The sequence below is a fragment of the Streptomyces sp. MB09-02B genome (assembly GCF_033794485.1).
Classification (GTDB): domain Bacteria; phylum Actinomycetota; class Actinomycetes; order Streptomycetales; family Streptomycetaceae; genus Streptomyces.
Window position 1 is genome coordinate 11,579 of record NZ_JARGEE010000046.1, and the last position, 21,016, is coordinate 32,594.

Here is a 21,016-nt window from a genome sequence, read left to right on the forward strand (position 1 = left end):
GCCCGTGGCGGATCAGGCGGTGGACCTCGGGAGTGCCCGGGTGTCCGGAACGGGGCGGCCCCCGGCTGTCGAGGCCGCCCCCACGGACAGTCAGTTCCTGGGCCGTACACGAGAGTTGAAGGAACTACGGGCCGACATCGACCGGGCCGGGCTCAACACCCTCGCGGGCCGCAAGGCGCCCCACGCGCGCGTGCTGCTCATCGCCGGCCGGCCCGGCTCGGGCCGCACGGCGCTCGCCGAGGAACTCGTCCGGCAGGTTACCGACGGTTACCCCGATGGGGTGCTGCGGACCCGGCTCACCGAACCCGACGGCACCCGGGTCCCGGTCGAGCGCGCGGCGCGGGACCTGCTCGGAGGGCTCGGACTGCCGGCGCCGGCCGGTGCCGACGGGGACGACCTCAGTGAGACGTTGCGCGAGGCGCTGGCCGACCGCCGGGTGGTGCTCCTGCTGGACGACGCCGCCGACGCCGAGCAGGTCGACGCGCTGCTGCCGGACACCCCCGACTCCCTGGTCGTCGCGGTCTCCGGAGGGCCGCTGACGGGCATCTCCGACGTCCGCCCCTGCACCCTGGGCGGACTGGACACCAAGTCCGCCGTGGAACTGCTGGAACGCTTCAGCGGCTCGGTGCGCATCACCGTGGACCCCCGCTCCGCCGAGGGGCTCGCCGAGGTGTGCGGGGCTCAGCCCGCCGCGCTGCGGCTCGCCGGGGGCTGGCTGGCGGCCCGGCCCTCCGTCGCCGTCTCCGACCTGGCCAAACAGCTGCGCGCCGACGAGGACGACAGCGCGCCGCTCGCCAAGATCTTCAAGCTGGCGTGCGCCTCGCTGCCGACGACGGCCGCCCGGATACTGCCGTTGCTCGCCCTGGCCCCCGCCGGCCTGGTCGACCCGCACATCGCCTCCGGCCTCGCCGGCTGCTCGGTCGGCACGGCCCGCAGCGCGCTCGACGATTTCGTGGCCCTGGGTTTCCTGCACGAGGTCGACTCCCCGCTGCCGCAGTACGAGGTCCCCGGCTGTCTCCAGCCGCTGCTGCGGGCCGTGGCCGAGGGCCAGGAGCGGCCGGGAGAACTGCAGCTGGCCCGTGCGCGGATGCTGGAGCGGACGGTGCGACTGCTGCAGTCCTGCCGTGCCATCACCGAGACCGACAGTCCGCTGGCCCACGAAAAGCTCCTCGCGATGCCCAAGGCGCTGCGGTTCCCGACGCCCCGGGCCGCCGAGGAGTGGTTGCGGGTGCGCCGGCCCGCGCTGCTGGCCGCGGCCCGGCTCGCGGTCGCGGACGGCGAACTGGACACCCTCGCCCGGCGCCTGCTGTCCCAGCTCGTCCGGGCACTGGTCGCGCACTTCGGCACCCGGGCCGCCGCCCCCGACCTGTACGACCTGCACGGGCTCGTCCTCGATGTCGCCGAGCGCCGTGAACTGCCCCGCGAGCAGGCGGCCGCCCTGCTGAACCTCGGCGACCTGGACGCCCGGACCGGCCGTACGACGGCGGCGCTGGTCCGCTACCGGGCCGCGCTCGACGCCGGACGGCGGGCGAACGACCCGTACGCGACCGGCCGCGCGATGGAATCCGTAGGCGGCGCCCACCAGGAGCTGGAGGACTACGACCGGGCCGCCGACTGGTACGGCAGGGCGCTCGCCCAGCGGCTCGCCCGGGACGAGCGGGAGGACGCCACCCGGCTGTACGGCCGGATCGCCGCCGCGCACACCTACGCGGGCCGGTACGGCGAGGCGCTGCGCAACTGGAGCTCGGCGCTCACCGGCCATCGCCGGCTGGGCGATGTGGGCGGCCAGGCAAGGGTGTTGAGCGAGATGGCGCGGGTCCAGGAGTACGCCGGGCGGCCCGAGGAGGCGCTGCGGACCTGCCAGGAGGCCGCGGAGTGGGCGCGGCGCGCCGACGACGTCCGGCTGCAGGCCGCGATCCAGCTGCGGATCGCCGACACCCTGGAGCGGCTCGGCGACCCGGCGGCGGCCCGGCTGCACCGGGCGGCCGCCGAGCGACTGCTCGGCGACGAGGCCCCGGACCCCGAAACCGGCGAGATCGAGCCGGAACAGGGTGCTAACACCTACGAAATCCGTAGTGCATCAGCGAAAGATTGATGCATTGAAAGGCTAGACAGCGGGGACACCTTCATTAGACTGGCTGCGCCGCCGGTTCTCCTGCGGTGTCTCCCGGTGCGCTCAGATGCGTACGGGTATGTCCTGCATTGCATGGGCATGTTCCGCCTGTGCGTGCGAGCCCCACACCCCTCCGAGCCAAGGACCGTGATCGACGTGAAGGTCGGCATCCCCCGCGAGGTCAAGAACAACGAGTTCCGGGTGGCGATCACCCCCGCCGGCGTGCACGAGCTCGTGCGCCACGGGCACCAGGTCGTCATCGAGCAGGGCGCCGGAGTCGGCTCGTCGATCCCGGACGCCGAGTACGTCGCCGCCGGCGCCGAGATCCTGGCCACGGCCGACGAGGTGTGGGCCGCGGCCGACCTGCTGCTCAAGGTCAAGGAGCCCATCGCCGAGGAGTACCACCGCCTCCGCAAGGACCAGACGCTCTTCACCTACCTGCACCTGGCCGCCTCCAAGGAGTGCACGGACGCCCTCGTCGAGTCGGGCACGACCGCCATCGCCTACGAGACCGTCGAGCTGCCGAACCGCGCGCTCCCGCTGCTCGCGCCGATGTCCGAGGTCGCGGGCCGGCTCGCCCCCCAGGTCGGCGCGTACCACCTGATGCGGGCCAACGGCGGACGCGGGGTGCTGCCCGGCGGTGTGCCGGGGGTGCTGGCCGGGCGGGCCGTCGTCATCGGCGGTGGGGTGTCGGGCTGGAACGCGGCGCAGATCGCCATCGGCATGGGCTTCCACGTGACCCTGCTCGACAAGGACATCAACAAGCTCAAGGAGGCCGACAAGGTCTTCGGCACCAAGATCCAGACCGTCGTCTCCAACGCCTTCGAGCTGGAGAAGGCGTGCCTGGAGGCCGACCTCGTCATCGGCGCCGTCCTCATCCCGGGAGCCAAGGCCCCGAAGCTGGTCACCAACGAGCTGGTGTCGCGGATGAAGCCGGGAAGTGTCCTTGTCGACATCGCGATCGACCAGGGCGGCTGCTTCGAGGACTCCCGCCCCACCACCCACGCCGAGCCGACCTTCCCGGTCCACGAGTCGGTCTTCTACTGCGTCGCCAACATGCCCGGCGCGGTGCCCAACACCTCCACCTACGCGCTGACCAACGCCACGCTGCCCTACATCGTCGAACTCGCCGACCACGGCTGGGCCGAGGCCTCGCGCCGCGACCCGGCGCTGGCCAGGGGGCTCAACACCCATGACGGCAGGGTCGTTTACCGCGAGGTGGCCGACGCGCACGGCCTGGAGCACGTCGAACTGGCGTCGCTGCTCGGCTGACCGGCTGTTTTTTAAGTCACCTTTCGGTAAAAGGCGATACGTCAACACAGGTCGTCAACAGCACCTTCCCGGCCGGATCTTGCCCGACAAGGTCCGGCCGGATGTGTGTATGGTCACTTTGCGACACTCGCGCAACTCGCCTCGAACGTAACCGTTCGGATGTTTCGCGCACCGGTGAAACCTGCCGTGCGACGGCCCTACGCCCTTGACAGCCGCATGTTTCATTGCCGACACATCGGGCCGGGTCCGGCGGATTGTGTTGCTGCGGACCGCCGACACGCCATAGAGTCGCCAGCTGTCGGCATGGTGCCACGCTGACCTATCTAGAAGTTTCCTGGTCACCAAGGAGGTAAGACGACTTGTGAATGAGTCGACATTTACTCCCGGGGGTGGTCAACCAGGAATGCCTGCGCCGGTCTCGGGCCCCACGGGGTTCGCGGCTGTCGGCTCCGTCGCTGTCCGCACCTTCGCAGCCCGCCAGAGTCCGCAGGCAACTCCGACAGCACTCCAGAGCATGGATGGCCAACACGTGAACGCCATGGCCGGCGACGGAAGTGGCGGGGTCCACAACCACTTCGCCGACTACGACGAGCTGCCCGACGGGCACTTCTACGACCCCGACGCCGAGTACGAGCCCGATCCGGAGTACGCGGCCACGCTCGCGCCCGACGCTGCCCGTCAGCGCCGCGAGCGCATCGGTCCCACCGGTCGCCCGCTGCCCTACTTCCCGATCCCGGGCCCGCTGACCGACCACGGTCCCGCGAAGATCATCGCGATGTGCAACCAGAAGGGCGGCGTCGGCAAGACGACGTCGACCATCAACCTGGGTGCCGCGCTCGCGGAGTACGGCCGTCGGGTCCTCCTCGTCGACTTCGACCCGCAGGGCGCCCTCTCGGTCGGCCTCGGGGTGAACCCGATGGAGCTCGACCTCACGGTCTACAACCTGCTCATGGAGCGGGGCATGTCGGCCGACGAGGTCCTGCTGAAGACCGCGGTCCCCAACATGGACCTGCTGCCGAGCAACATCGACCTGTCCGCGGCCGAGGTACAGCTCGTTTCCGAGGTCGCGCGCGAGTCGACGCTCCAGCGCGCCCTGAAGCCGCTCATGGCCGACTACGACTACATCGTGATCGACTGTCAGCCCTCGCTCGGCCTGCTCACGGTCAACGCCCTGACTGCCGCGCACAAGGTGATAGTCCCTCTGGAGTGTGAGTTCTTCGCTCTCCGTGGTGTCGCGCTGCTGACGGAGACCATCGAGAAGGTCCAGGAGCGGCTCAACCCGGAGCTGGAGCTCGACGGCATCCTCGCCACGATGTACGACTCGCGCACCGTGCACAGCCGTGAGGTCCTCGCGCGGGTCGTCGAGGCGTTCGACGACCACGTCTACCACACGGTCATCGGGCGCACGGTCCGCTTTCCGGAGACCACGGTCGCCGGTGAGCCGATCACCACGTACGCCTCCAACTCCGTCGGCGCCGCCGCCTACCGTCAGCTCGCCAGGGAGGTGCTCGCCCGGTGTCACGCCGAGTGAGTCTGCCGGGGGCCGACGAACTCTTCCGTACGACAGGGGGAACGGCGCTGCAGCCGTCCGCTCCCCGGCGGGGGCCGAACGGAGAAACCCGTGTGCCCGCTCCCGCCGGGGAGAGCGACGGGGCCGCCGGCGCGGAGGACGCGCCGCCGTCCGTGCCCGTGCAGGGCGGTGACGGCGAGGGGTCCGAGCACGTGGCCGCCGACGCCGAGTCCGACGGTGAGCAGCCGCGCAGCCGGGCCGCCGCGGCGGGGGCCGAGCGGGCGGCCGCCGGGCGGGGTCCGAAGCCGCAGGAAGGTTCTGCCGCCGCTCCCCGTAAGCGGGGTCGGGCCTCCGGGCGTCGGCCCAGTGGGCGGGAGCGGCACGACGAGAAGATCACCGTGTACGTCTCCGCCGAGGAGCTCATGGATCTCGAACACGCGCGGCTGGTGCTGCGTGGGGAGCACGGGCTGGCCGTCGACCGGGGGCGGATCGTCCGGGAGGCCGTCGCCGTGGTGCTGGCGGATCTGGAGTCCCGTGGGGACGCGAGCATCCTCGTACGGCGGCTGCGGGGGCGGTAGGGGTAGCCTGCGGGGGCTATGACCTCGTTTGACTCCTCTGGCTCGGCTTCCGGTGGTTCCGGTGGCCGTCGGCGTGCGCTGGGGAGGGGGGCGCTGGCTCCGCCCTCGGCTCCGCCGGTCGAGCCGGTTCCGAGTGAATCTTCGGCTGAGGAGCGTACGGAGGCCGAGGCCGGTGGGGCGTTGTGCCCACCCGTTCCGCCCCGCGGAACGCCTGCCCACAACGCGAGCGGGAGTGACAAGACGCCGCCTGCCGCAGTCCCCGCCGAAGCCGAAGCCGAAGCCGAAGCCGAAGCCGAAGCCGAAGGGGTTTCCTCCGGTGTCGCGGTCGCAGGGGCGGAAGCGGGCGGCGGTGGGGGATTCAAGGTTCGGCTGGCCAACTTCGAGGGACCGTTCGATCTTCTGCTGCAGTTGATCTCCAAGCACAAGATGGACGTCACCGAGGTGGCGCTGTCCAAGGTCACCGACGAGTTCATGGCGCACATCCGGGCCATGGGTCCGGACTGGGACCTCGACGAGACGACCGAGTTCCTCGTCGTGGCCGCGACGCTACTGGATCTGAAGGCCGCGCGGCTGCTGCCCGCCGCCCAGGTCGAGGACGAGGCGGATCTCGCGCTCCTCGAAGCCCGGGACCTGCTGTTCGCCCGGCTGCTCCAGTACCGCGCGTACAAACAGATCGCGGACATCTTCAACCGCCGCCTCGACGAGGAGGCCCGGCGCTACCCCCGGACCGTCGGCCTGGAGCCCCACCACGCCGAGCTGCTGCCCGAGGTGGTCATCAGCATCGGGGCGGAAGGATTCGCCAGGCTCGCGGTGAAGGCGATGCAGCCGAAGCCGAAGCCGCAGGTGTACGTCGACCACATCCACGCGCCCCTGGTGAGTGTGCAGGAACAGGCCGGGATCGTGGTCGCACGGCTGCGGGAGCTGGGGGAGGCGTCCTTCCGCGTGCTCGTCGAGGACACCGACGACACCCTCACCGTCGTCGCCCGCTTCCTCGCCCTGCTGGAGCTGTACCGGGAGAAGGCCGTGGCCCTCGACCAGGAGACCGCGCTCGGTGATCTGATCGTGCGCTGGACCGGCGGGGACGGGGACACCGAGCCCGTGGTCACGGACGAGTTCGACCGGCCGCCCGAACCGCCGAAGGAGGAGACGAAGGCATGAGCGAGGAGACGACCGGGGGGACGACCGAGGCGTCCGCGGGGGCGGCGCGTACCGTCGCCGACCTCGATCTCAAGCCCGCCCTGGAGGCCGTCCTCATGGTCGTGGACGAGCCCGCGACGGCGGAGCACCTGAGCAAGATCCTGGAGCGGCCCAAGCGGCAGATCTCCAAGGCGCTGAGGGAACTGGCCGACGAGTACGCGGTCCAGGGGCGGGGCTTCGAGCTGCGGCTGATCGCCGGGGGCTGGCGGTTCTACACCCGGCCCGAGTACGCCGCCGCCGTCGAGCGGTTCGTGCTCGACGGGCAGCAGGCCCGGCTGACCCAGGCCGCGCTGGAGACGCTGGCCGTGGTCGCGTACCGGCAGCCGGTGAGTCGGAGCAGGGTCTCCGCCGTACGAGGAGTCAACTGCGACGGGGTCATGCGCACCCTGCTGCAGCGGGGCCTGGTCGAGGAGGCGGGCGCGGAACCCGAAACAGGTGCGATCCTGTACAGGACGACGAACTACTTCCTGGAACGGATGGGCCTGCGCGGCCTGGACGAGCTCCCGGAGCTCGCGCCCTTCCTCCCCGAGGCGGAGGCGATCGAGGCCGAGACCCAGGAAGCCGTACCGTCGTTCGATCCGGATGCTCCGGATTCCGAGGACACAGACGACAAGACGGAATTTTGATGCGAAGCAGCAGCGGCAGGAACAGCAGCGGAAACAACGGCGGGAGCCGTGGTGGCAACAGCGGCGGCCGCGGCGGAAGCGGTGGTGGACGCGGCGGGAGCGGTGCCGGACGCGGCGGGAGCGGCGGTGGCCGCGGCAACTACCGAGGTGCGGGGAACGACCGCGACGACAGCCAGGGCGGCCGGCCGAAGAACCCCCGCCCCGAGGAGCGCCGTTACGACGTGGGCCCCGGCGGCTCCCCGGACGGTCCCAAGTCGGGGCGCGGCGCCTCGGCACGCGGCGGGTCCAAGGGCGGTCCGAAGCAGTCCCAGCAGCAGCGCGGGCGGTGGGCCCCGGCGACCTCGCGCGAGTACGACGCGCGGGCCGAGGAGCGCAACCGCGAGCGCTACGCGGGCAAGAAGGACGTGAAGCTGCCCAAGACCTTCCCGGGCGCCGAGCAGGAGGGCGAGCGGCTGCAGAAGGTCCTCGCACGCGCGGGCTACGGTTCGCGGCGGGCCTGCGAGGAGCTGATCGAGCAGGCGCGGGTCGAGGTCAACGGCGAGATCGTCCTGGAGCAGGGCAAGCGCGTCGACCCGGAGAAGGACGAGGTCAGGGTCGACGGTCTGACCGTGGCCACGCAGTCGTACCAGTTCTTCGCGCTGAACAAGCCGGCCGGCGTCGTCTCCACGATGGAGGACAACGAGGGCCGGCAGTGCCTCGGTGACTATGTGACCAACCGCGAGACGCGGCTGTTCCACGTCGGGCGGCTCGACACCGAGACCGAGGGCGTCATCCTGCTCACCAACCACGGTGAGCTGGCGCACCGGCTGACCCACCCCAAGTACGGCGTGAAGAAGGTCTATCTCGCGCACATCGTGGGCCCGATCCCGCGTGACCTGGGCAAGCAGCTCAAGGACGGCATCCAGCTGGAGGACGGGTACGCGCGCGCGGACCACTTCCGGGTCGTCGAGCAGACCGGCAAGAACTACCTCGTCGAGGTGACCCTGCACGAGGGACGCAAGCACATCGTGCGCCGGATGCTGGCGGAGGCCGGCTTCCCGGTCGACAAGCTGGTGCGCGTCGCCTTCGGGCCGATCACCCTCGGCGACCAGAAGTCGGGCTGGCTGCGCCGCCTGTCGAACACCGAGGTCGGCATGCTGATGCAGGAGGTCGACCTCTAGGCCCGATCCGATCGAGCAGGAGCCGGTCCCGTGTTTGCCGTCGGGGCCGGCTCTTTGCCGTTCCCGGCGGTGCTCTTGACGCCGTTCTTGGCGTTCCTTTCCTCGTAAAGGGGTTGTGGCCCCGGCGCTCGCGGCTTTATAGTCGAGATGACTATTAGTCGAGGTGACCATTAAAGGGGGCGATGGACATGACCTCACCCGAGGGCTACGACAAGTACGCCTTCGAACCCTTCGCCGTCACCGTCGACCTGGCCGTCTTCACCGTCCGCGCGGGCACCCTCCAGGTGCTGCTCGTCGAGCGCGGGCAGGAGCCGTACGCGGGCCGCTGGGCGCTGCCCGGCGGGTTCGTGCTGCCGGACGAGTCCGCGGAGGAGGCCGCCTGGCGGGAACTCGCGGAGGAGACCGGTCTCAAGGACGACTCCGGACTCCACCTGGAGCAGCTGCGGACCTACAGCGAGCCCGGCAGAGACCCCCGGATGCGGATCGTCACCGTCGCCTTCGCCGCGCTGCTCCCGGACCCGCCCGTCCCGCACGGCGGGGGCGACGCCGCACAGGCCCAGTGGCTGCGCTTCAACGCCATCGGGCCGCTCGCCTTCGACCACGACCGCATCCTCGCCGACGCCCACGAACGCGTCGGCGCCAAGCTCGAATACACCTGTCTCGCCACCTCCTTCTGCCCGCCCGAGTTCACCCTCGGCGAGTTGCGGCAGGTCTACGAGACCGTGTGGGGCACTCCGCTCGACCGGCCCAACTTCCGGCGCAAGGTGCTGGCCACGCCGGGTTTCGTCGAACCGGTGCCCGGTGCCGCCCGCCTGACCGGCGGTCGCGGCAAGCCCGCCGCGCTGTACCGCGCGGGTGGGGCCACCGCCCTGCACCCGCCGCTGCTGCGACCCACCACAGAAGGACGGCCCTGATGACCATGTCGCTCCGCACGAAGCGCTCCGCCACCGGCTCCCTGATCGGACTCGCCCTCGGCGACGCCCTCGGCTTCCCGACGGAGTTCAACGACGTCGCCTCGATCCTCGCCAAGTGCGGCCCCTGGCGGAAGATGGCGTTGCCCAAGCCCGCGATCGTCACCGACGACACCCAGATGACGCTGGCGCTGGGGCACGGCCTGCGGGCCGCCATGGACCGGGGATCGCTCGGCCCCGAGGCCCTGGTGCGGGCCGTCCGCAAGGAGTTCGTGGAGTGGTCCCGCTCCCCGGAGAACAACCGCGCCCCCGGCCACACCTGCCTGGTCGCCTGCGACCTCCTCGCGGTCGAGCGCCACCCCTGGCAGTTCGCCAGCCAGATCCACTCCAAGGGCTGCGGCGCCAACATGCGGGTCGCGCCGCTCGGCCTGATCGGCCCGCTCAGCGACGAACAGCGCGCGGGCGCCGCCCAGTTGCAGGCCGCCCTCACCCACGGCCACCCCACCGCGCTCGCCGCCTCCGACCTCACCGCCCACGCGATACGGCTGCTCGCCCAGGGCGCCGAACCGATGGGCCTGGTCGGCCGGCTGCGCTCGTACGCGTACGAGAACCGCGCCCGGTACCACGCGCGCTGGCTCGGTGACCTGTGGACCTACAGTCAGGACCCCTCACCCGAGCACTACATCGCCCGGGGTTGGGACGACTGCCTGGAGGCCCTGGACCGGGTACAGGCGGCCCTGCGGCTCCCGTCGCCCGAGACGGACCCCTGCCTGGCCACGGGGGAGGGCTGGATCGCCGAAGAGGCCCTCGCGACCGGACTGCTGTGCTTCCTGCTCTTCGTCGACGAGCCCGTCACCGCACTGCGGCGCGCCGCCTGCACCTCGGGCGACTCCGACTCGATCGCCTGCCTCGCCGGTGCCTTCGCGGGCGCCTACCACGGGCCGGACGCCTGGCCCGCCGAGTGGGCCGACCGGATCGAGTACCAGGGCGACCTCGTCTCGCTGGGAGCCCTCTGGGACGCTTGAGGGATGACCGACGCTCCTACCGACGCCCTCGACATCGATCTGGCCCCGGTGGTGGCCGAACAGCCCGACCCCCTGCTGTTCGCCACCGTCTCCGGAGCCCACCTCTACGGCTTCCCGTCGCGCGACTCGGACGTGGACCTGCGCGGTGTGCACGTGCTGCCCCCGGCCGAACTGGTCGGGCTGCGCGAGCCGGAGGAGACCCGGTCGCGGATGTGGGACCGGGACGGTGTCGAGATGGACCTCGTCACGCACGACCTGCGCAAGTTCGCCCGGCTGATGCTGCGGCGCAACGGCTATGTGCTGGAGCAGCTGCTCTCACCGCTCGTCGTGCACACCGGTGAGGCGCACCGCGAACTGGTCGCGCTCGCCCCCGGCGTCCTCACCCGTCACCACGCCCACCACTACCGGGGGTTCGCCGTCACCCAGTGGCGGCTCTTCGAGAAGACCGGCGAACTCAAGCCGCTGCTCTACACGTTCCGCGTGCTGCTCACCGGCATCCACCTCATGCGCAGCGGCGAGGTGCAGGCCCATCTGCCCACGCTGGTGCCGCAGGTGGACGAGGCGCCCGGGTACCTGCCGGACCTCGTCGCGGCGAAGGCGGCCCTGGAGCACGGCAAGGCCGAGGTCGACCAGGAGCGCGTCGCGGAGGACGTGGAGCGGCTCCAGGAGGTGCTGGAGCGGGAGCAGGCACTGTCAGCGCTCCCGGAGAACCCGTCCGCGTACGACGCCCTGCACGATTTCGTGGTCCGGGTGCGCCTCGACGGTGCGCAGGTCTGAGCCGGTTCCCGGGTCCTGTGCGGCCTCGGGGTCCTGGGCGGTCTCGTCGGCCGGGCCCGTCCCGAGGTCCGAGTGGGCGCGCAGGGCCGACGCGTGCCGGGTTCGTACGACGAAGTCCTCGACCCGCGCCCGGTCCGGCTCCGGCGGCAGCGGGCTGCGGTGCACCGCCTCCTCGGCCTCCGTCGCCAGCCGGGCCATCCACGACTCGACCCGGGCCCACGCCACCTCGCCGTGCTTCACCGCCAGCAGGGGCTCGCGCTGGTCGCTCACGTCGACGGTGAGTGTGCCCGTGCGCAGCAGGTCACGGCAGCTCATCAGGAGGCGGAGGAGATGCATGGCGTGCTTCCAGCGTGGGGCGCCGTGCGTGCGGACGTCCGCGTCGAGCTTCTTGCGCTGGCCGAGGGCGTAGCGGGCGAACGTCTCGTGGGCCTGCCGGGAGAGGAACGCCCCACGCAGCGCCAGCAGCTCCCGGCCGGTGGCGTCCACGTGCTCCACCAAGGGGGAGTGCAGGCACTCCAGGATGTTCGGGTTGGAGCGCAGGGCCAGGTTGCAGAAGCGCTCCAGCTCCCAGCCGAACTGCTCCTCCGCCGGACCCTCCACGTGGGTCGGCGGCTTCTCGAAGCGCCAGAACAGCTCGGTGGGGGCCAGGAAGACACCCCGCCGGTCGGTGTCGCTGTCGTCCGTGGCGAGACCGAAGGCCCGCGACCCCATCACACACGCGTAGATCGTGTGGTCGCGGACCAGGCTGTGCGGGTGCGGGGGCTGCATGCCCGGGAGCGTACGGGGTGGCTCAGGCCAGCTGAATCGAATTTCCCGAGACCTTGATCTCCTCGGCGGGCAGTGGCCGCGTGGCCGGGCCCTGCACCACCGCACCATCCGTGATCTTGAACTTGCTGCCGTGGCAGGCACAGTCGATCGTCCCGTCCGAGACGCTGCTGACGATGCAGCCCTGGTGCGTGCAGACCGCCGAGAAGGCCTTGAACTCGCCCTCCTGCGGCTGCGTCACGACGACCTTCTGATCCTCGAAGATCCTGCCGCCGCCCACCGGGATGTCGGCCGTCCCGGCCAGCTCCTCACCGGCACCGCCCGTGCCGGCGTCCCCGGGCGACGTCGCCTCCTGGGAATCACCGCCGTCACCGCCGTCGCCGCCGCCGCACCCCACCAGCAGCGCCGCCGTGCCCGCCGCGCCGGTCGTGAGCACCGTGCGCCGCGTCGAACCCATCGTCATGTCGTCACTCCGAACTCCGAACGTGCGGAAGAACCCAACCCAGGAGAGAGTGCCACAAAACGCGCGATTCGCATGTCCGGCGGCTCAGGGCGTTCGGACGGTGCTCCGCCACCGGCCTCCTCGCGCGGGCGTCTCGGCAGGCGGGCGCCGCGCACCGGCAGGGAGTGGGCTGACTAGGCTGGTCGTACAACGAGTCGGCATGGACATCAGCGAGGAGCAGAGTCGTGGCGGTACGAGCGGTCCGGGGCGCCGTCCAGCTCGAACGGGACGAGGCGGGGCACATGGACGAGCAGGTGGGCGAGCTGCTCACCGCGGTCCTGGAGCGCAACGGGCTCGGTCCTGACGACCTGATCAGCATCTGGTTCACGGCCACCCCCGACCTGCACAGCGACTTCCCGGCCGCCGCGGCCCGCAAGCTCGGCACCGGCTTCGCCGATGTACCCCTGATCTGCGCGCAGGAGCTGGACATCGAGGGCGCCATGCCCCGGGTCGTACGGATCCTCGCGCACATCGAGTCCGACCGGCCGCGCTCCGAGATCGCGCACGTGTACCTGGGCGCCGCGGCCGCGCTCCGCAAGGACATCGCCCAGTGAGAACCGCACTCGTCATCGGCACCGGGCTGATCGGCACCTCCGCCGCCCTCGCCCTCGCCCAGCGCGGGGTGGCCGTCCACCTCAGCGACCACGACCCCGAGCAGGCCCGTACGGCCGCAGCGCTCGGCGCCGGCAGCGACGAGGCCCCCGGGGGACCGGTGGACCTCGCGATCGTCGCCGCCCCGCCCGCGCACGTGGCGGCGACCCTCGCCGACGCCATGCACCGGGGGCTCGCGCGCGGCTACCTCGACGTGGCCTCCGTGAAGGGCGGCCCCCGCCGGGAGCTGGAGGCGCTGGGCCTCGACCTCTCCTCCTACATCGGCACCCACCCCATGTCGGGGCGCGAGAAGTCGGGGCCGCTGGCCGCCACGGGCGACCTCTTCGAGGGCCGACCCTGGGTGCTCACCCCGACCCGGGACACCGACACCGAGGTGCTGAACCTCGCCCTGGAGCTGGTCTCGCACTGCCGGGCCGTCCCGGTGGTCATGGACGCCGACGCCCACGACCGCGCCGTCGCCCTGGTCTCGCACATGCCGCACCTGGTGTCGAGCCTGGTCGCCGCGCGGCTGGAGCACGCCGAGGAGTCGGCCGTACGGCTGTGCGGGCAGGGCATCCGGGACGTGACCCGCATCGCGGCCTCCGACCCCGGCATGTGGATCGACATCCTCTCCGCCAACCCCGGCCCGGTCGCCGACCTCCTCGCCGACGTCTCCGCCGACCTCGACGAGACCGTGCAGGCCCTGCGCGCCCTCCAGGCCTCCGACGAGGCCAAGCGCCGCGAGGGCGTCACCGGCATCGAGGACGTCCTGCGCCGCGGCAACGCCGGACAGGTCCGCGTGCCCGGCAAGCACGGGTCCGCTCCGCGGCGCTACGAGGTCGTGGCGGTGCTGATCGACGACCAGCCGGGCCAGCTCGCCCGTATCTTCGCCGACGCGGGCGCCGCCGGCGTCAACATCGAGGACGTCCGCATCGAGCACGCCACCGGGCAGCAGGCCGGTCTGGTGCAGCTGATGGTGGAGCCGAAGGCGGCGGGGGTGCTGACGGGGGCCCTGCGGGAGCGGGGTTGGGCGATCCGGCAGTAGGAGCGGGCCGGACGGGGCTGTCGGAGGGCCGGGCCGAGGGGCTTCGGGCAACCAGTACCCTTGTCCGGGGCGCTTTTCGCCCCGCCCCACCGCCTCGGACCAGGAAAGGTGCTCCCCAGTGGAACGCGCCACAGTGATCGTTGCCATCGACGGCCCCTCCGGCACGGGCAAGTCGAGCACCTCGAAGGCCGTGGCCGCGCAGCTCGGGCTGAGCTACCTGGACACGGGCGCCCAGTACCGGGCGATCACGTGGTGGATGGTCAACAACGGCATCGACATAGACGACCCCTCGGCGATCGCCGCCGTGGCGGGCAAGCCGGAGATCGTCTCGGGGACCGACCCGTCCGGGCCGACCATCACCGTCGACGGCACGGACGTCGCCGCGCCGATCCGCACCCAGGAGGTCACCTCCAAGGTCAGCGCGGTGAGCGCCGTCCCCGAGGTGCGGGCCCGGATCACCGAACTGCAGCGCTCCATCGCGTCGGGCGCCGAGAACGGCATCGTCGTCGAGGGCCGGGACATCGGCACGACCGTCCTGCCGGACGCCGACCTGAAGATCTTCCTCACCGCCTCCCCGGAGGCCCGCGCCGCCCGCCGCAGCGGCGAGCTGAAGGGTTCCGACGTGCAGGCGACCCGCGAGGCGCTCCTCAAGCGCGACGCGGCCGACTCCAGCCGCAAGACCTCCCCGCTCGCCAAGGCCGGCGACGCGGTCGAGGTCGACACCTCCGACCTCACCCTCCAGCAGGTCATCGAATGCGTGGTGACTCTCGTCGAGGAGAAGCGGGCGGGGAAGTGAGCGGGGCGTCGACGGACCGGGGGGCGTCGGCCGGGACGGCCTCCGCCGGGAGCCCCGCCGTCGCGGCGCCCTCGCTGCTCGGCGCCGAGGTCGGCCGGCGTATCGGCGTCGGCCTGATGTACGGCTTCTGGAAGCCGCGGGTGCTGGGTGCCTGGCGGGTCCCCACGGCCGGCCCGGTCATCCTGGCCGTCAACCACTCCCACAACATCGACGGCCCGATGGTCATGGGCGTGGCGCCCCGCCCGACGCACTTCCTGATCAAGAAGGAGGCGTTCATCGGTCCCCTCGACCCCTTCCTGCTCGGCATCGGGCAGGTCAAGGTGGACCGGTCGACCGCCGACCGCACCGCCATCACCCAGGCGCTCGCCGTCCTGGCGAACGGCGGCGTGCTGGGCATCTTCCCGGAGGGCACCCGGGGCGAGGGCGACTTCGCCTCGCTGCGCGCCGGGCTCTCCTACTTCGCCGTGCGCGGCGGAGCGCCGATCGTCCCGGTCGCCGTCCTGGGAAGCACCGAGCGGCGCGGACGGTTGATCAAGGGGCTGCCCCCGCTGCGCTCCCGCGTCGACGTCGTCTTCGGCGACCCGTTCGAGGCGGGCGACGGCACCGGGCGGCGGACCCGCAAGGCGCTGGACGAGGCGACCGTGCGCATCCAGAAGCAGCTGGGCGCACACCTGGACCATGCCCGACGGCTCACCGGCCGCCGGTAAAACGCCGGGCGTCCGAACGGGCGCTGGGCGAGACTGAGTAGTGGATCAGCCGGTCGACAGGCCGGGTGCTCCACCGATCACCACGATGAACTACGAGGTACGGACTTCATGAACGACCAGTTTCCCTCCGAGCACGAGCACGGAGAGCTTGGCGACGCCGAGTACGCGGAGTTCATGGAGCTCGCCGCGGAAGAGGGCTTCGACGTCGAGGACGTCGAGGGCGCGATCGAGGAGGCGGGCCACGGCCCGCTGCCCGTCCTCGCCGTCGTCGGCCGCCCCAACGTGGGCAAGTCGACCCTGGTGAACCGCATCATCGGCCGCCGCGAGGCGGTCGTCGAGGACAAGCCCGGCGTCACCCGCGACCGCGTCACCTACGAGGCCGAGTGGGCCGGCCGCCGCTTCAAGGTCGTCGACACCGGCGGCTGGGAGCAGGACGTCCTCGGTATCGACGCCTCCGTCGCCGCCCAGGCCGAGTACGCCATCGAGGCCGCCGACGCGGTCGTCTTCGTCGTGGACGCCAAGGTCGGCGTCACCGACACCGACGAGGCCGTCGTCCGGCTGCTCCGCAAGGCCAACAAGCCCGTGGTGCTCTGCGCCAACAAGGTCGACGGCCCGAGCGGCGAGGCCGACGCGACCGCCCTGTGGTCCCTCGGCATCGGCGAGCCGCACCCGGTCTCCTCGCTGCACGGCCGCGGCACCGGCGACATGCTGGACGCCGTCCTGGAGGCCCTGCCGGAGGCGCCCGCGCAGAGCTTCGGCACGGCCGTCGGCGGCCCGCGCCGCATCGCCCTGATCGGCCGCCCGAACGTCGGCAAGTCCTCCCTCCTCAACAAGGTGGCGAACGAGGAGCGCGTCGTCGTCAACGAGCTCGCGGGCACCACGCGTGACCCGGTCGACGAGCTGATCGAACTCGGCGGTGTCACCTGGAAGTTCGTCGACACGGCGGGCATCCGCAAGCGCGTTCACCTCCAGCAGGGCGCCGACTACTACGCCTCGCTGCGCACCGCGGCCGCCGTGGAGAAGGCGGAGGTGGCGGTCATCCTCATCGACGCCTCCGAGTCCATCTCCGTGCAGGACCAGCGCATCGTCACGATGGCCGTCGAGGCCGGCCGCGCGATGGTCATCGCCTACAACAAGTGGGACACCCTCGACGAGGAGCGCCGCTACTACCTGGAGCGGGAGATCGAGACCGAGTTCGGTCAGGTCGCCTGGGCGCCCCGGGTCAACGTCTCGGCGCGGACCGGCCGGCACATGGAGAAGCTGGTCCCCGCGATCGAGACCGCCCTCGCCGGCTGGGAGACCCGCGTCCCGACGGGCCGGCTGAACGCCTTCCTCGGCGAGCTGGTCGCCGCCCACCCGCACCCGATCCGGGGCGGCAAGCAGCCCCGCATCCTCTTCGGCACCCAGGCCGGCACCAAGCCCCCGCGCTTCGTCCTCTTCGCCTCCGGCTTCATCGAGGCGGGCTACCGCCGCTTCATCGAGCGCCGCCTGCGCGAGGAGTTCGGCTTCGAGGGCACCCCGATCCACATCTCGGTACGGGTGCGCGAGAAGCGCGGCAAGAAGAAGTAGCAGCGGCAGGACGAGGTGGGCAGCGGTCCCACGACACGAGGAGGCGGCCACCCCGATGTCCGGGTGGCCGCCTCCTCGTGTGCTGCGCTCCGCTTCAAAGACCTCGGCGCTTCAAAGACCTCGGCGTGGGCCCGGGGGCAACGGCGACGGGATGTGGTGCATCCCGGTGTGCCCGGTGGGGATCCGCCCGACCGGCTGCCACCCGGCCGTCGTCGTGGTCGGGTGACCGGGCTGGGTCTCGCGCTGGGTGGCGAGATGCCCCGCCGCGTGCCGGGCGCCGTACGAGCCGGAGGTGTACGACCCGGTGGCGCGCTGGCCGCCGGAGCCGTGCGACAGGCTCCCGAAGCCCGTGAACCCCAGACCCTCCTCGCCGTGCCGGTCGCCCGGCAGGGTCCGGTAGGTCCTGACCCACTCCGCCCAGAGCGAGTCGTAGATGGGCGTGGCCGAGGGCCCGCCCGACGGATCCTGAGTCGGCCGCATGGACGGGATCGACTGATAGGACTGGCGGCGAGGAACGTCGTATGCGTGCACGTCTGTGCCAACGACCCCACGACGGAAGGGATGCGCTCCCTCAACCATTCAGCCTCCGGCCCGGGAAGCGCCCTGAAGGGGCGCGGGGAACTGCGCGACAAACCCCACACGACTCGCAGCCGACCGACCAGCCGCATTGCTACGGCGGGTTGTCACGGCTCGCCGAGCGGAGCGATCAGGTGCCGGCCAGCGGCAGGGTCGCGGCCACCAGCTTCCCGTTCGCCGCCGCCTTGTCGAGCGCGTCCCGCAGCAGGTCCTCCCGCGGCTGCCGTCCGATCGACCCCACCGGCGCCGCGAACATCAGCACCTGCTGGTGCTTGTTCGCGGCCGCGCGCCACGCGTCGGCCACCTGCAGCGCCTGATGGGCCTGCCACCACGCGACCGGCGAACCACCGGAGGCACCCGGCTGCAGGATGGCGTGCAGCTGCCCCATGGCGAGCAGCACGGACCAGCCGTGCAGCACCGGCGGCACGGAGTCGATCTGGGGGAGCGGCATGAAGCCCTGCTCGATGAGCAGCGGCAGGAAGTCGTCGCCCGCGCCGGTCGTGCCCGGGCGTGCGATGGGGGCGGTGGGCTCGACCACCAGCGCCGGGTGCAACTCGCCGCTGAGCAGGATCAGACCGCTGGTGACACCGAGCACGGCCTGCTCGGGCGCGGCCTGGGCCTGGTTGTCCCCGGCGATGGAGCGGGCGGCGCCCTGCAGCTGCTCCTCGGTGACCTGGACGACCTGGGAGGGCAGACAGGTGGCGTGGGCGAAGGCGAGTACGGCTGTCTCGTCGCCGACGAAGAGGACGGTGCTGGTGCGCTCCTGCTCGGAGTCGCCGGGGGTGCGGCACGACGTGCAGTCGTAGCCACCGGGGGCGTTCTCTCCGGCGAGCAGCCGGTCGGCTTCTTCGTCGCCGATCTCGGCGCGTACCTCGTCGCTGACCTCGAGCATGCGCGGCACGGGTGGCTCCTCGGGATGCGGTGCGTGTCGGTGCCGGGTGACGCCCGGCCCATGAGCACGGAGGTTCCGGCTCATGCAGAAGACAACGGGTGATCTGTGGCCGGAGTCACGCCCGAGGACGAACGGAATCGAACCAACCGGAGCGCAGGGTGAATCCCTGGGCGGAATCGGTTACTCCGCGCCAACTTCCCGAGGTTCCGCCCAAGTTGATCCGGTGAAGTGGGTCACAGGTCGTCGAGGTCACGGGCCGACATATCAGGAAATCAGGGAATGAAGTGGGTGGCCGGAATTGGTTGCTACTTCGGGTAACACCGAACTGGCCTCGTATGACCGGCGATTGCTTGCTGACAACCCGTCAACCTCCCTGCATTCCCGGCCGTGTGCAACGAGCCCGCTCGGGGGACCCCGGGTCCGTGGAGAGGGATCTTCGTCCAAGGCCCAGCAGTCGCGACGGCCACCAAGGTCCAGCGTGCCCAGGGCTGGGGAGCGTGGCCCACCTGTTTCGGACGCGCCGGAGCGTCCGGCAGCGCGCCCGCCGCGCCCTCCACCGGGACCGCCGGGTCGGCCACCTCCAACGGGACCGGGAAGTCCGCCGGGTCGGCGCCCGCGAAGGCGCCGTCGCGCTCCGTCGGTCACCCGGACCGCAGTGTGTCGCGCGGCGACTACGCCGTCCGGCAGGGCGACTCCCTGAGCGGTATCGCCTCCCGGCACGGGACCACCTGGCGACGGGCCTACGCCGCCAACAGGGACATGATCGGCGGCGACCCCAACCTGATCGTCCCCGGGCAGCGCCTCGATCTGTGACCGCTGAGCCCTGACCGCCGGGCCGCGGCCTCAGGGCAGCTCGGCCGCCTCCCCGGCGAACGCCAGTGCGCCGCGCCGGAGTTCGTACACGAGGACGCCCGGTACCTCGCGCAGTCTCCGCGGCAGGCGCTGCTCGGCGACGACCACGCAGGCGTCGAGGCCGCCCAGCAGCTCGTACGTGCGGGCCGCGACCGCGGGTGACATGCCCTGGGTGGGTTCGTCGACGAGCACGACGCGCGCCCGGGCCGACAGGGCCCGGCAGAGGGCGAGCATCCGCTGCTCGCCGCCGGAGAGGGTGCCCGCGCGGCGGGGGAGCAGGGATTCGAGCTCCGGATAGGCGTCCAGGGCACGGGAGAGGTCGGGGGCGACGAGTTCGAGGTTCTCGCGCACGGAGAGGGCGCCGAAGACGGCCCGTCGTTCCGGTACGAGGACCAGGCCCCGCCGGGCGCGCTCGTACGCGGGTGTCCTGGTGACCTCGGCGCCGTCCCACACGACGGCACCCCCGGAGAGCGGGACCGTGCCGGCGAGGGCACTCAGCGCGGTCGTACGACCGGAGCCGTTGCGGCCCAGCAGCACGGTGAGGCCGGGGCCGGAGGCGGCGAGGGTGAGGCCGTGCAGGGCCTCCAACGGGCCGTAGCGGACGCGGGCACGGCGCAGGGAGATGAGGGTCATCGTCCGGTCTCCGGGGCGGGGGGGCCCAGCGGGTCGAGGACGTGGTCGGCCGGGCCGGAGGTGACGATCCGGCCCGCCGCCATGACGTGGACGAGGTCCGCGAGTTCCGCGACGAGGTCGAGGTCGTGCTCGACGACGAGCAAGGCCGTGCCGTCGTCGGCGAGGGCGCGCAGGACGCGGGCGAGGGCGGCCACCTCGGCCGAGTCGAGGCCGGCGGAGGGCTCGTCGAGCAGCAGCACGCGGGGGCTCCCGGCGAGCGCCCGCGCCAGTTCGACCCGCCGAAGCGTCCCGGTCGGCAGCCCGGCCGCCGGTGCCGTCCGCACCGCCCCGTCCAGCCCGAGCAGCCGCAACGCCCGCTCCACGGCACCGGGATCGGAGATCCGCCCCTGCTCGGCGCCCACGCGGACGTTGTCCGCCACGCTCAACGAGGGGAAGACGGCCAGCTGTTGGAACGTCCGTGCGACACCGAGCCGGGTGCGGGTGTGCGCGGGCAGCCGGGTGATGTCCCGCGCGCCGAGGCGCACCTGTCCGGTGTCCGGCCGCAGGGTCCCGGCGAGACAGTGGAACAGGGTGCTCTTCCCGGCGCCGTTGGGGCCAACGACCGCGCTGACCCGCCCCGGGAGGACGTCGAGGTCGACAGCGTCGAGCGCGGTGAACCCGCCGTAGCGGAGCCGGAGCCGACGGGCTCGGAGGGCGGGGGCGGCAGGGAGAGGAGGGACACCCGCGCGACCGCCGGATATGCGGCTGGTGCTGGTGCTGGTGCTGATGCCGGTGCTGGTGTCGGCCTCGGTGGTGCCCAGTTCATTTCCACCGCCGGTGCCGGCACCGGCGGTGGTGTCGGGCCCGGGTGGCTGGTGTGCGGCCCCGGGCGGCTCCCCGCCCCGGCGCACGGCCCGTGCCCTGCCCGGTGCGCTCGCCC

The 21,016-nt window shown here is 72.0% G+C and carries 21 protein-coding genes and 1 pseudogene; 16 read left to right on the forward strand and 6 right to left on the reverse strand.

Annotation, left to right across the window (positions count from 1 at the left end):
• Window positions 1-4 precede the first annotated feature (4 nt).
• The 10 genes from P1P70_RS09750 (at window position 5) to P1P70_RS09795 (ending at window position 11,169) form a co-directional block, all read left to right on the forward strand.
• The gene (locus P1P70_RS09750; protein WP_319236253.1) at window positions 5-2,095 is read left to right on the forward strand and encodes a tetratricopeptide repeat protein; all 2,091 of its coding nucleotides are present in this window, start codon (window positions 5-7) and stop codon (window positions 2,093-2,095) included.
• 174 nt (window positions 2,096-2,269) lie between these two features.
• Window positions 2,270-3,385 carry an alanine dehydrogenase gene (ald, locus tag P1P70_RS09755; protein ID WP_319236285.1) on the forward strand — a complete coding sequence of 372 codons (1,116 nt, stop codon included), beginning with the start codon at window positions 2,270-2,272 and terminating at the stop codon, window positions 3,383-3,385.
• Between the two features lie 403 nt (window positions 3,386-3,788).
• Window positions 3,789-4,916 carry a ParA family protein gene (locus P1P70_RS09760; protein ID WP_319236255.1) on the forward strand — a complete coding sequence of 376 codons (1,128 nt, stop codon included), beginning with the start codon at window positions 3,789-3,791 and terminating at the stop codon, window positions 4,914-4,916.
• Entirely contained in the window at window positions 4,901-5,473 is a 573-nt protein-coding gene (locus P1P70_RS09765) for a hypothetical protein (protein ID WP_319105533.1), read from the forward strand. Before P1P70_RS09760 ends, P1P70_RS09765 begins: the two co-directional genes overlap by 16 nt.
• A gap of 18 nt (window positions 5,474-5,491) precedes the next feature.
• On the forward strand, window positions 5,492-6,631 hold the full coding sequence (locus P1P70_RS09770; protein WP_319236256.1) for a segregation and condensation protein A: 1,140 nt from the start codon (window positions 5,492-5,494) through the stop codon (window positions 6,629-6,631).
• Window positions 6,628-7,296: an SMC-Scp complex subunit ScpB gene (gene scpB, locus P1P70_RS09775; RefSeq protein ID WP_319236258.1), complete on the forward strand. Its 669-nt coding sequence runs from the start codon at window positions 6,628-6,630 to the stop codon at window positions 7,294-7,296. The genes P1P70_RS09770 and scpB overlap by 4 nt, the downstream gene beginning before the upstream one ends.
• The gene (locus P1P70_RS09780; RefSeq protein ID WP_319236260.1) at window positions 7,296-8,456 is read left to right on the forward strand and encodes a pseudouridine synthase; all 1,161 of its coding nucleotides are present in this window, start codon (window positions 7,296-7,298) and stop codon (window positions 8,454-8,456) included. Before scpB ends, P1P70_RS09780 begins: the two co-directional genes overlap by 1 nt.
• Window positions 8,457-8,644: 188 nt before the next feature.
• Window positions 8,645-9,370 carry an NUDIX hydrolase gene (locus tag P1P70_RS09785; RefSeq protein ID WP_319236262.1) on the forward strand — a complete coding sequence of 242 codons (726 nt, stop codon included), beginning with the start codon at window positions 8,645-8,647 and terminating at the stop codon, window positions 9,368-9,370.
• Entirely contained in the window at window positions 9,370-10,392 is a 1,023-nt protein-coding gene (locus P1P70_RS09790; protein ID WP_319236263.1) for an ADP-ribosylglycohydrolase family protein, read from the forward strand. Before P1P70_RS09785 ends, P1P70_RS09790 begins: the two co-directional genes overlap by 1 nt.
• Window positions 10,393-10,395: 3 nt before the next feature.
• Window positions 10,396-11,169, forward strand: coding sequence for a DNA polymerase beta superfamily protein (locus P1P70_RS09795; protein WP_319236265.1), 774 nt, complete (start codon window positions 10,396-10,398; stop codon window positions 11,167-11,169).
• Here P1P70_RS09795 and P1P70_RS09800 read toward each other — a convergent pair.
• Entirely contained in the window at window positions 11,086-11,937 is an 852-nt protein-coding gene (locus P1P70_RS09800) for a DNA polymerase beta superfamily protein (protein WP_319236267.1), read from the reverse strand. The genes P1P70_RS09795 and P1P70_RS09800 overlap by 84 nt on opposite strands.
• A gap of 22 nt (window positions 11,938-11,959) precedes the next feature.
• Window positions 11,960-12,397 carry a Rieske (2Fe-2S) protein gene (locus tag P1P70_RS09805; protein WP_319236268.1) on the reverse strand — a complete coding sequence of 146 codons (438 nt, stop codon included), beginning with the start codon at window positions 12,395-12,397 and terminating at the stop codon, window positions 11,960-11,962.
• Between the two features lie 224 nt (window positions 12,398-12,621).
• Here P1P70_RS09805 and aroH point away from each other — a divergent pair, with 224 nt between their 5' ends.
• From aroH to der, 5 genes are all read left to right on the forward strand, one after another.
• The gene (gene aroH, locus P1P70_RS09810; RefSeq protein ID WP_319236270.1) at window positions 12,622-12,990 is read left to right on the forward strand and encodes a chorismate mutase; all 369 of its coding nucleotides are present in this window, start codon (window positions 12,622-12,624) and stop codon (window positions 12,988-12,990) included.
• A complete protein-coding gene (locus P1P70_RS09815) occupies window positions 12,987-14,072 on the forward strand; it encodes a prephenate dehydrogenase (RefSeq protein ID WP_319236272.1) in 1,086 nt (361 codons plus the stop codon). Before aroH ends, P1P70_RS09815 begins: the two co-directional genes overlap by 4 nt.
• Window positions 14,073-14,190: 118 nt before the next feature.
• Window positions 14,191-14,868: a (d)CMP kinase gene (gene cmk, locus P1P70_RS09820; RefSeq protein WP_319236274.1), complete on the forward strand. Its 678-nt coding sequence runs from the start codon at window positions 14,191-14,193 to the stop codon at window positions 14,866-14,868.
• Window positions 14,826-15,575 carry a lysophospholipid acyltransferase family protein gene (locus P1P70_RS09825; protein WP_319236275.1) on the forward strand — a complete coding sequence of 250 codons (750 nt, stop codon included), beginning with the start codon at window positions 14,826-14,828 and terminating at the stop codon, window positions 15,573-15,575. The genes cmk and P1P70_RS09825 overlap by 43 nt, the downstream gene beginning before the upstream one ends.
• Window positions 15,576-15,683: 108 nt before the next feature.
• Window positions 15,684-17,144, forward strand: a complete 1,461-nt coding sequence (der, locus tag P1P70_RS09830; RefSeq protein ID WP_319236276.1) for a ribosome biogenesis GTPase Der — start codon at window positions 15,684-15,686, stop codon at window positions 17,142-17,144.
• A 111-nt stretch (window positions 17,145-17,255) separates the two neighbouring features.
• Here der and P1P70_RS09835 read toward each other — a convergent pair whose 3' ends face one another.
• Together P1P70_RS09835 and P1P70_RS09840 are read right to left on the reverse strand one after the other, a co-directional pair.
• Window positions 17,256-17,624: a hypothetical protein gene (locus P1P70_RS09835; protein WP_319236277.1), complete on the reverse strand. Its 369-nt coding sequence runs from the start codon at window positions 17,622-17,624 to the stop codon at window positions 17,256-17,258.
• A 226-nt stretch (window positions 17,625-17,850) separates the two neighbouring features.
• The gene (locus tag P1P70_RS09840; protein WP_319236278.1) at window positions 17,851-18,621 is read right to left on the reverse strand and encodes a hypothetical protein; all 771 of its coding nucleotides are present in this window, start codon (window positions 18,619-18,621) and stop codon (window positions 17,851-17,853) included.
• Between the two features lie 444 nt (window positions 18,622-19,065).
• On the opposite strand from P1P70_RS09840, the pseudogene P1P70_RS09845 reads away from it, so the two are divergent.
• Window positions 19,066-19,425: pseudogene (locus P1P70_RS09845) on the forward strand (LysM peptidoglycan-binding domain-containing protein); the annotation flags it as partial.
• Window positions 19,426-19,455: 30 nt separating this feature from the next.
• Here P1P70_RS09845 and P1P70_RS09850 read toward each other — a convergent pair.
• Window positions 19,456-20,097 carry an ATP-binding cassette domain-containing protein gene (locus P1P70_RS09850; protein ID WP_319236280.1) on the reverse strand — a complete coding sequence of 214 codons (642 nt, stop codon included), beginning with the start codon at window positions 20,095-20,097 and terminating at the stop codon, window positions 19,456-19,458.
• A partial coding sequence (locus P1P70_RS09855; protein ID WP_319236282.1) for an ATP-binding cassette domain-containing protein occupies window positions 20,094-21,016 on the reverse strand: 923 nt, incomplete at its 5' end. The genes P1P70_RS09850 and P1P70_RS09855, both read right to left, overlap by 4 nt.

Coding starts and splice junctions, on each gene's coding strand:
- P1P70_RS09760 (WP_319236255.1), top strand. CDS start 3,789: ATGCCTGCGCCGGTCTCGGGCCCCACGGGGTTCGCGGCTGTCGGCTCC.
- P1P70_RS09805 (WP_319236268.1), bottom strand. CDS start 12,397: ATGACGATGGGTTCGACGCGGCGCACGGTGCTCACGACCGGCGCGGCG.
- P1P70_RS09780 (WP_319236260.1), top strand. CDS start 7,296: ATGCGAAGCAGCAGCGGCAGGAACAGCAGCGGAAACAACGGCGGGAGC.
- der (WP_319236276.1), top strand. CDS start 15,684: ATGAACGACCAGTTTCCCTCCGAGCACGAGCACGGAGAGCTTGGCGAC.
- P1P70_RS09825 (WP_319236275.1), top strand. CDS start 14,826: ATGCGTGGTGACTCTCGTCGAGGAGAAGCGGGCGGGGAAGTGAGCGGG.
- P1P70_RS09800 (WP_319236267.1), bottom strand. CDS start 11,937: ATGCAGCCCCCGCACCCGCACAGCCTGGTCCGCGACCACACGATCTAC.
- P1P70_RS09785 (WP_319236262.1), top strand. CDS start 8,645: ATGACCTCACCCGAGGGCTACGACAAGTACGCCTTCGAACCCTTCGCC.
- P1P70_RS09770 (WP_319236256.1), top strand. CDS start 5,492: ATGACCTCGTTTGACTCCTCTGGCTCGGCTTCCGGTGGTTCCGGTGGC.
- P1P70_RS09850 (WP_319236280.1), bottom strand. CDS start 20,097: ATGACCCTCATCTCCCTGCGCCGTGCCCGCGTCCGCTACGGCCCGTTG.
- P1P70_RS09835 (WP_319236277.1), bottom strand. CDS start 17,624: ATGCGGCCGACTCAGGATCCGTCGGGCGGGCCCTCGGCCACGCCCATC.
- P1P70_RS09790 (WP_319236263.1), top strand. CDS start 9,370: ATGACCATGTCGCTCCGCACGAAGCGCTCCGCCACCGGCTCCCTGATC.
- scpB (WP_319236258.1), top strand. CDS start 6,628: ATGAGCGAGGAGACGACCGGGGGGACGACCGAGGCGTCCGCGGGGGCG.
- P1P70_RS09795 (WP_319236265.1), top strand. CDS start 10,396: ATGACCGACGCTCCTACCGACGCCCTCGACATCGATCTGGCCCCGGTG.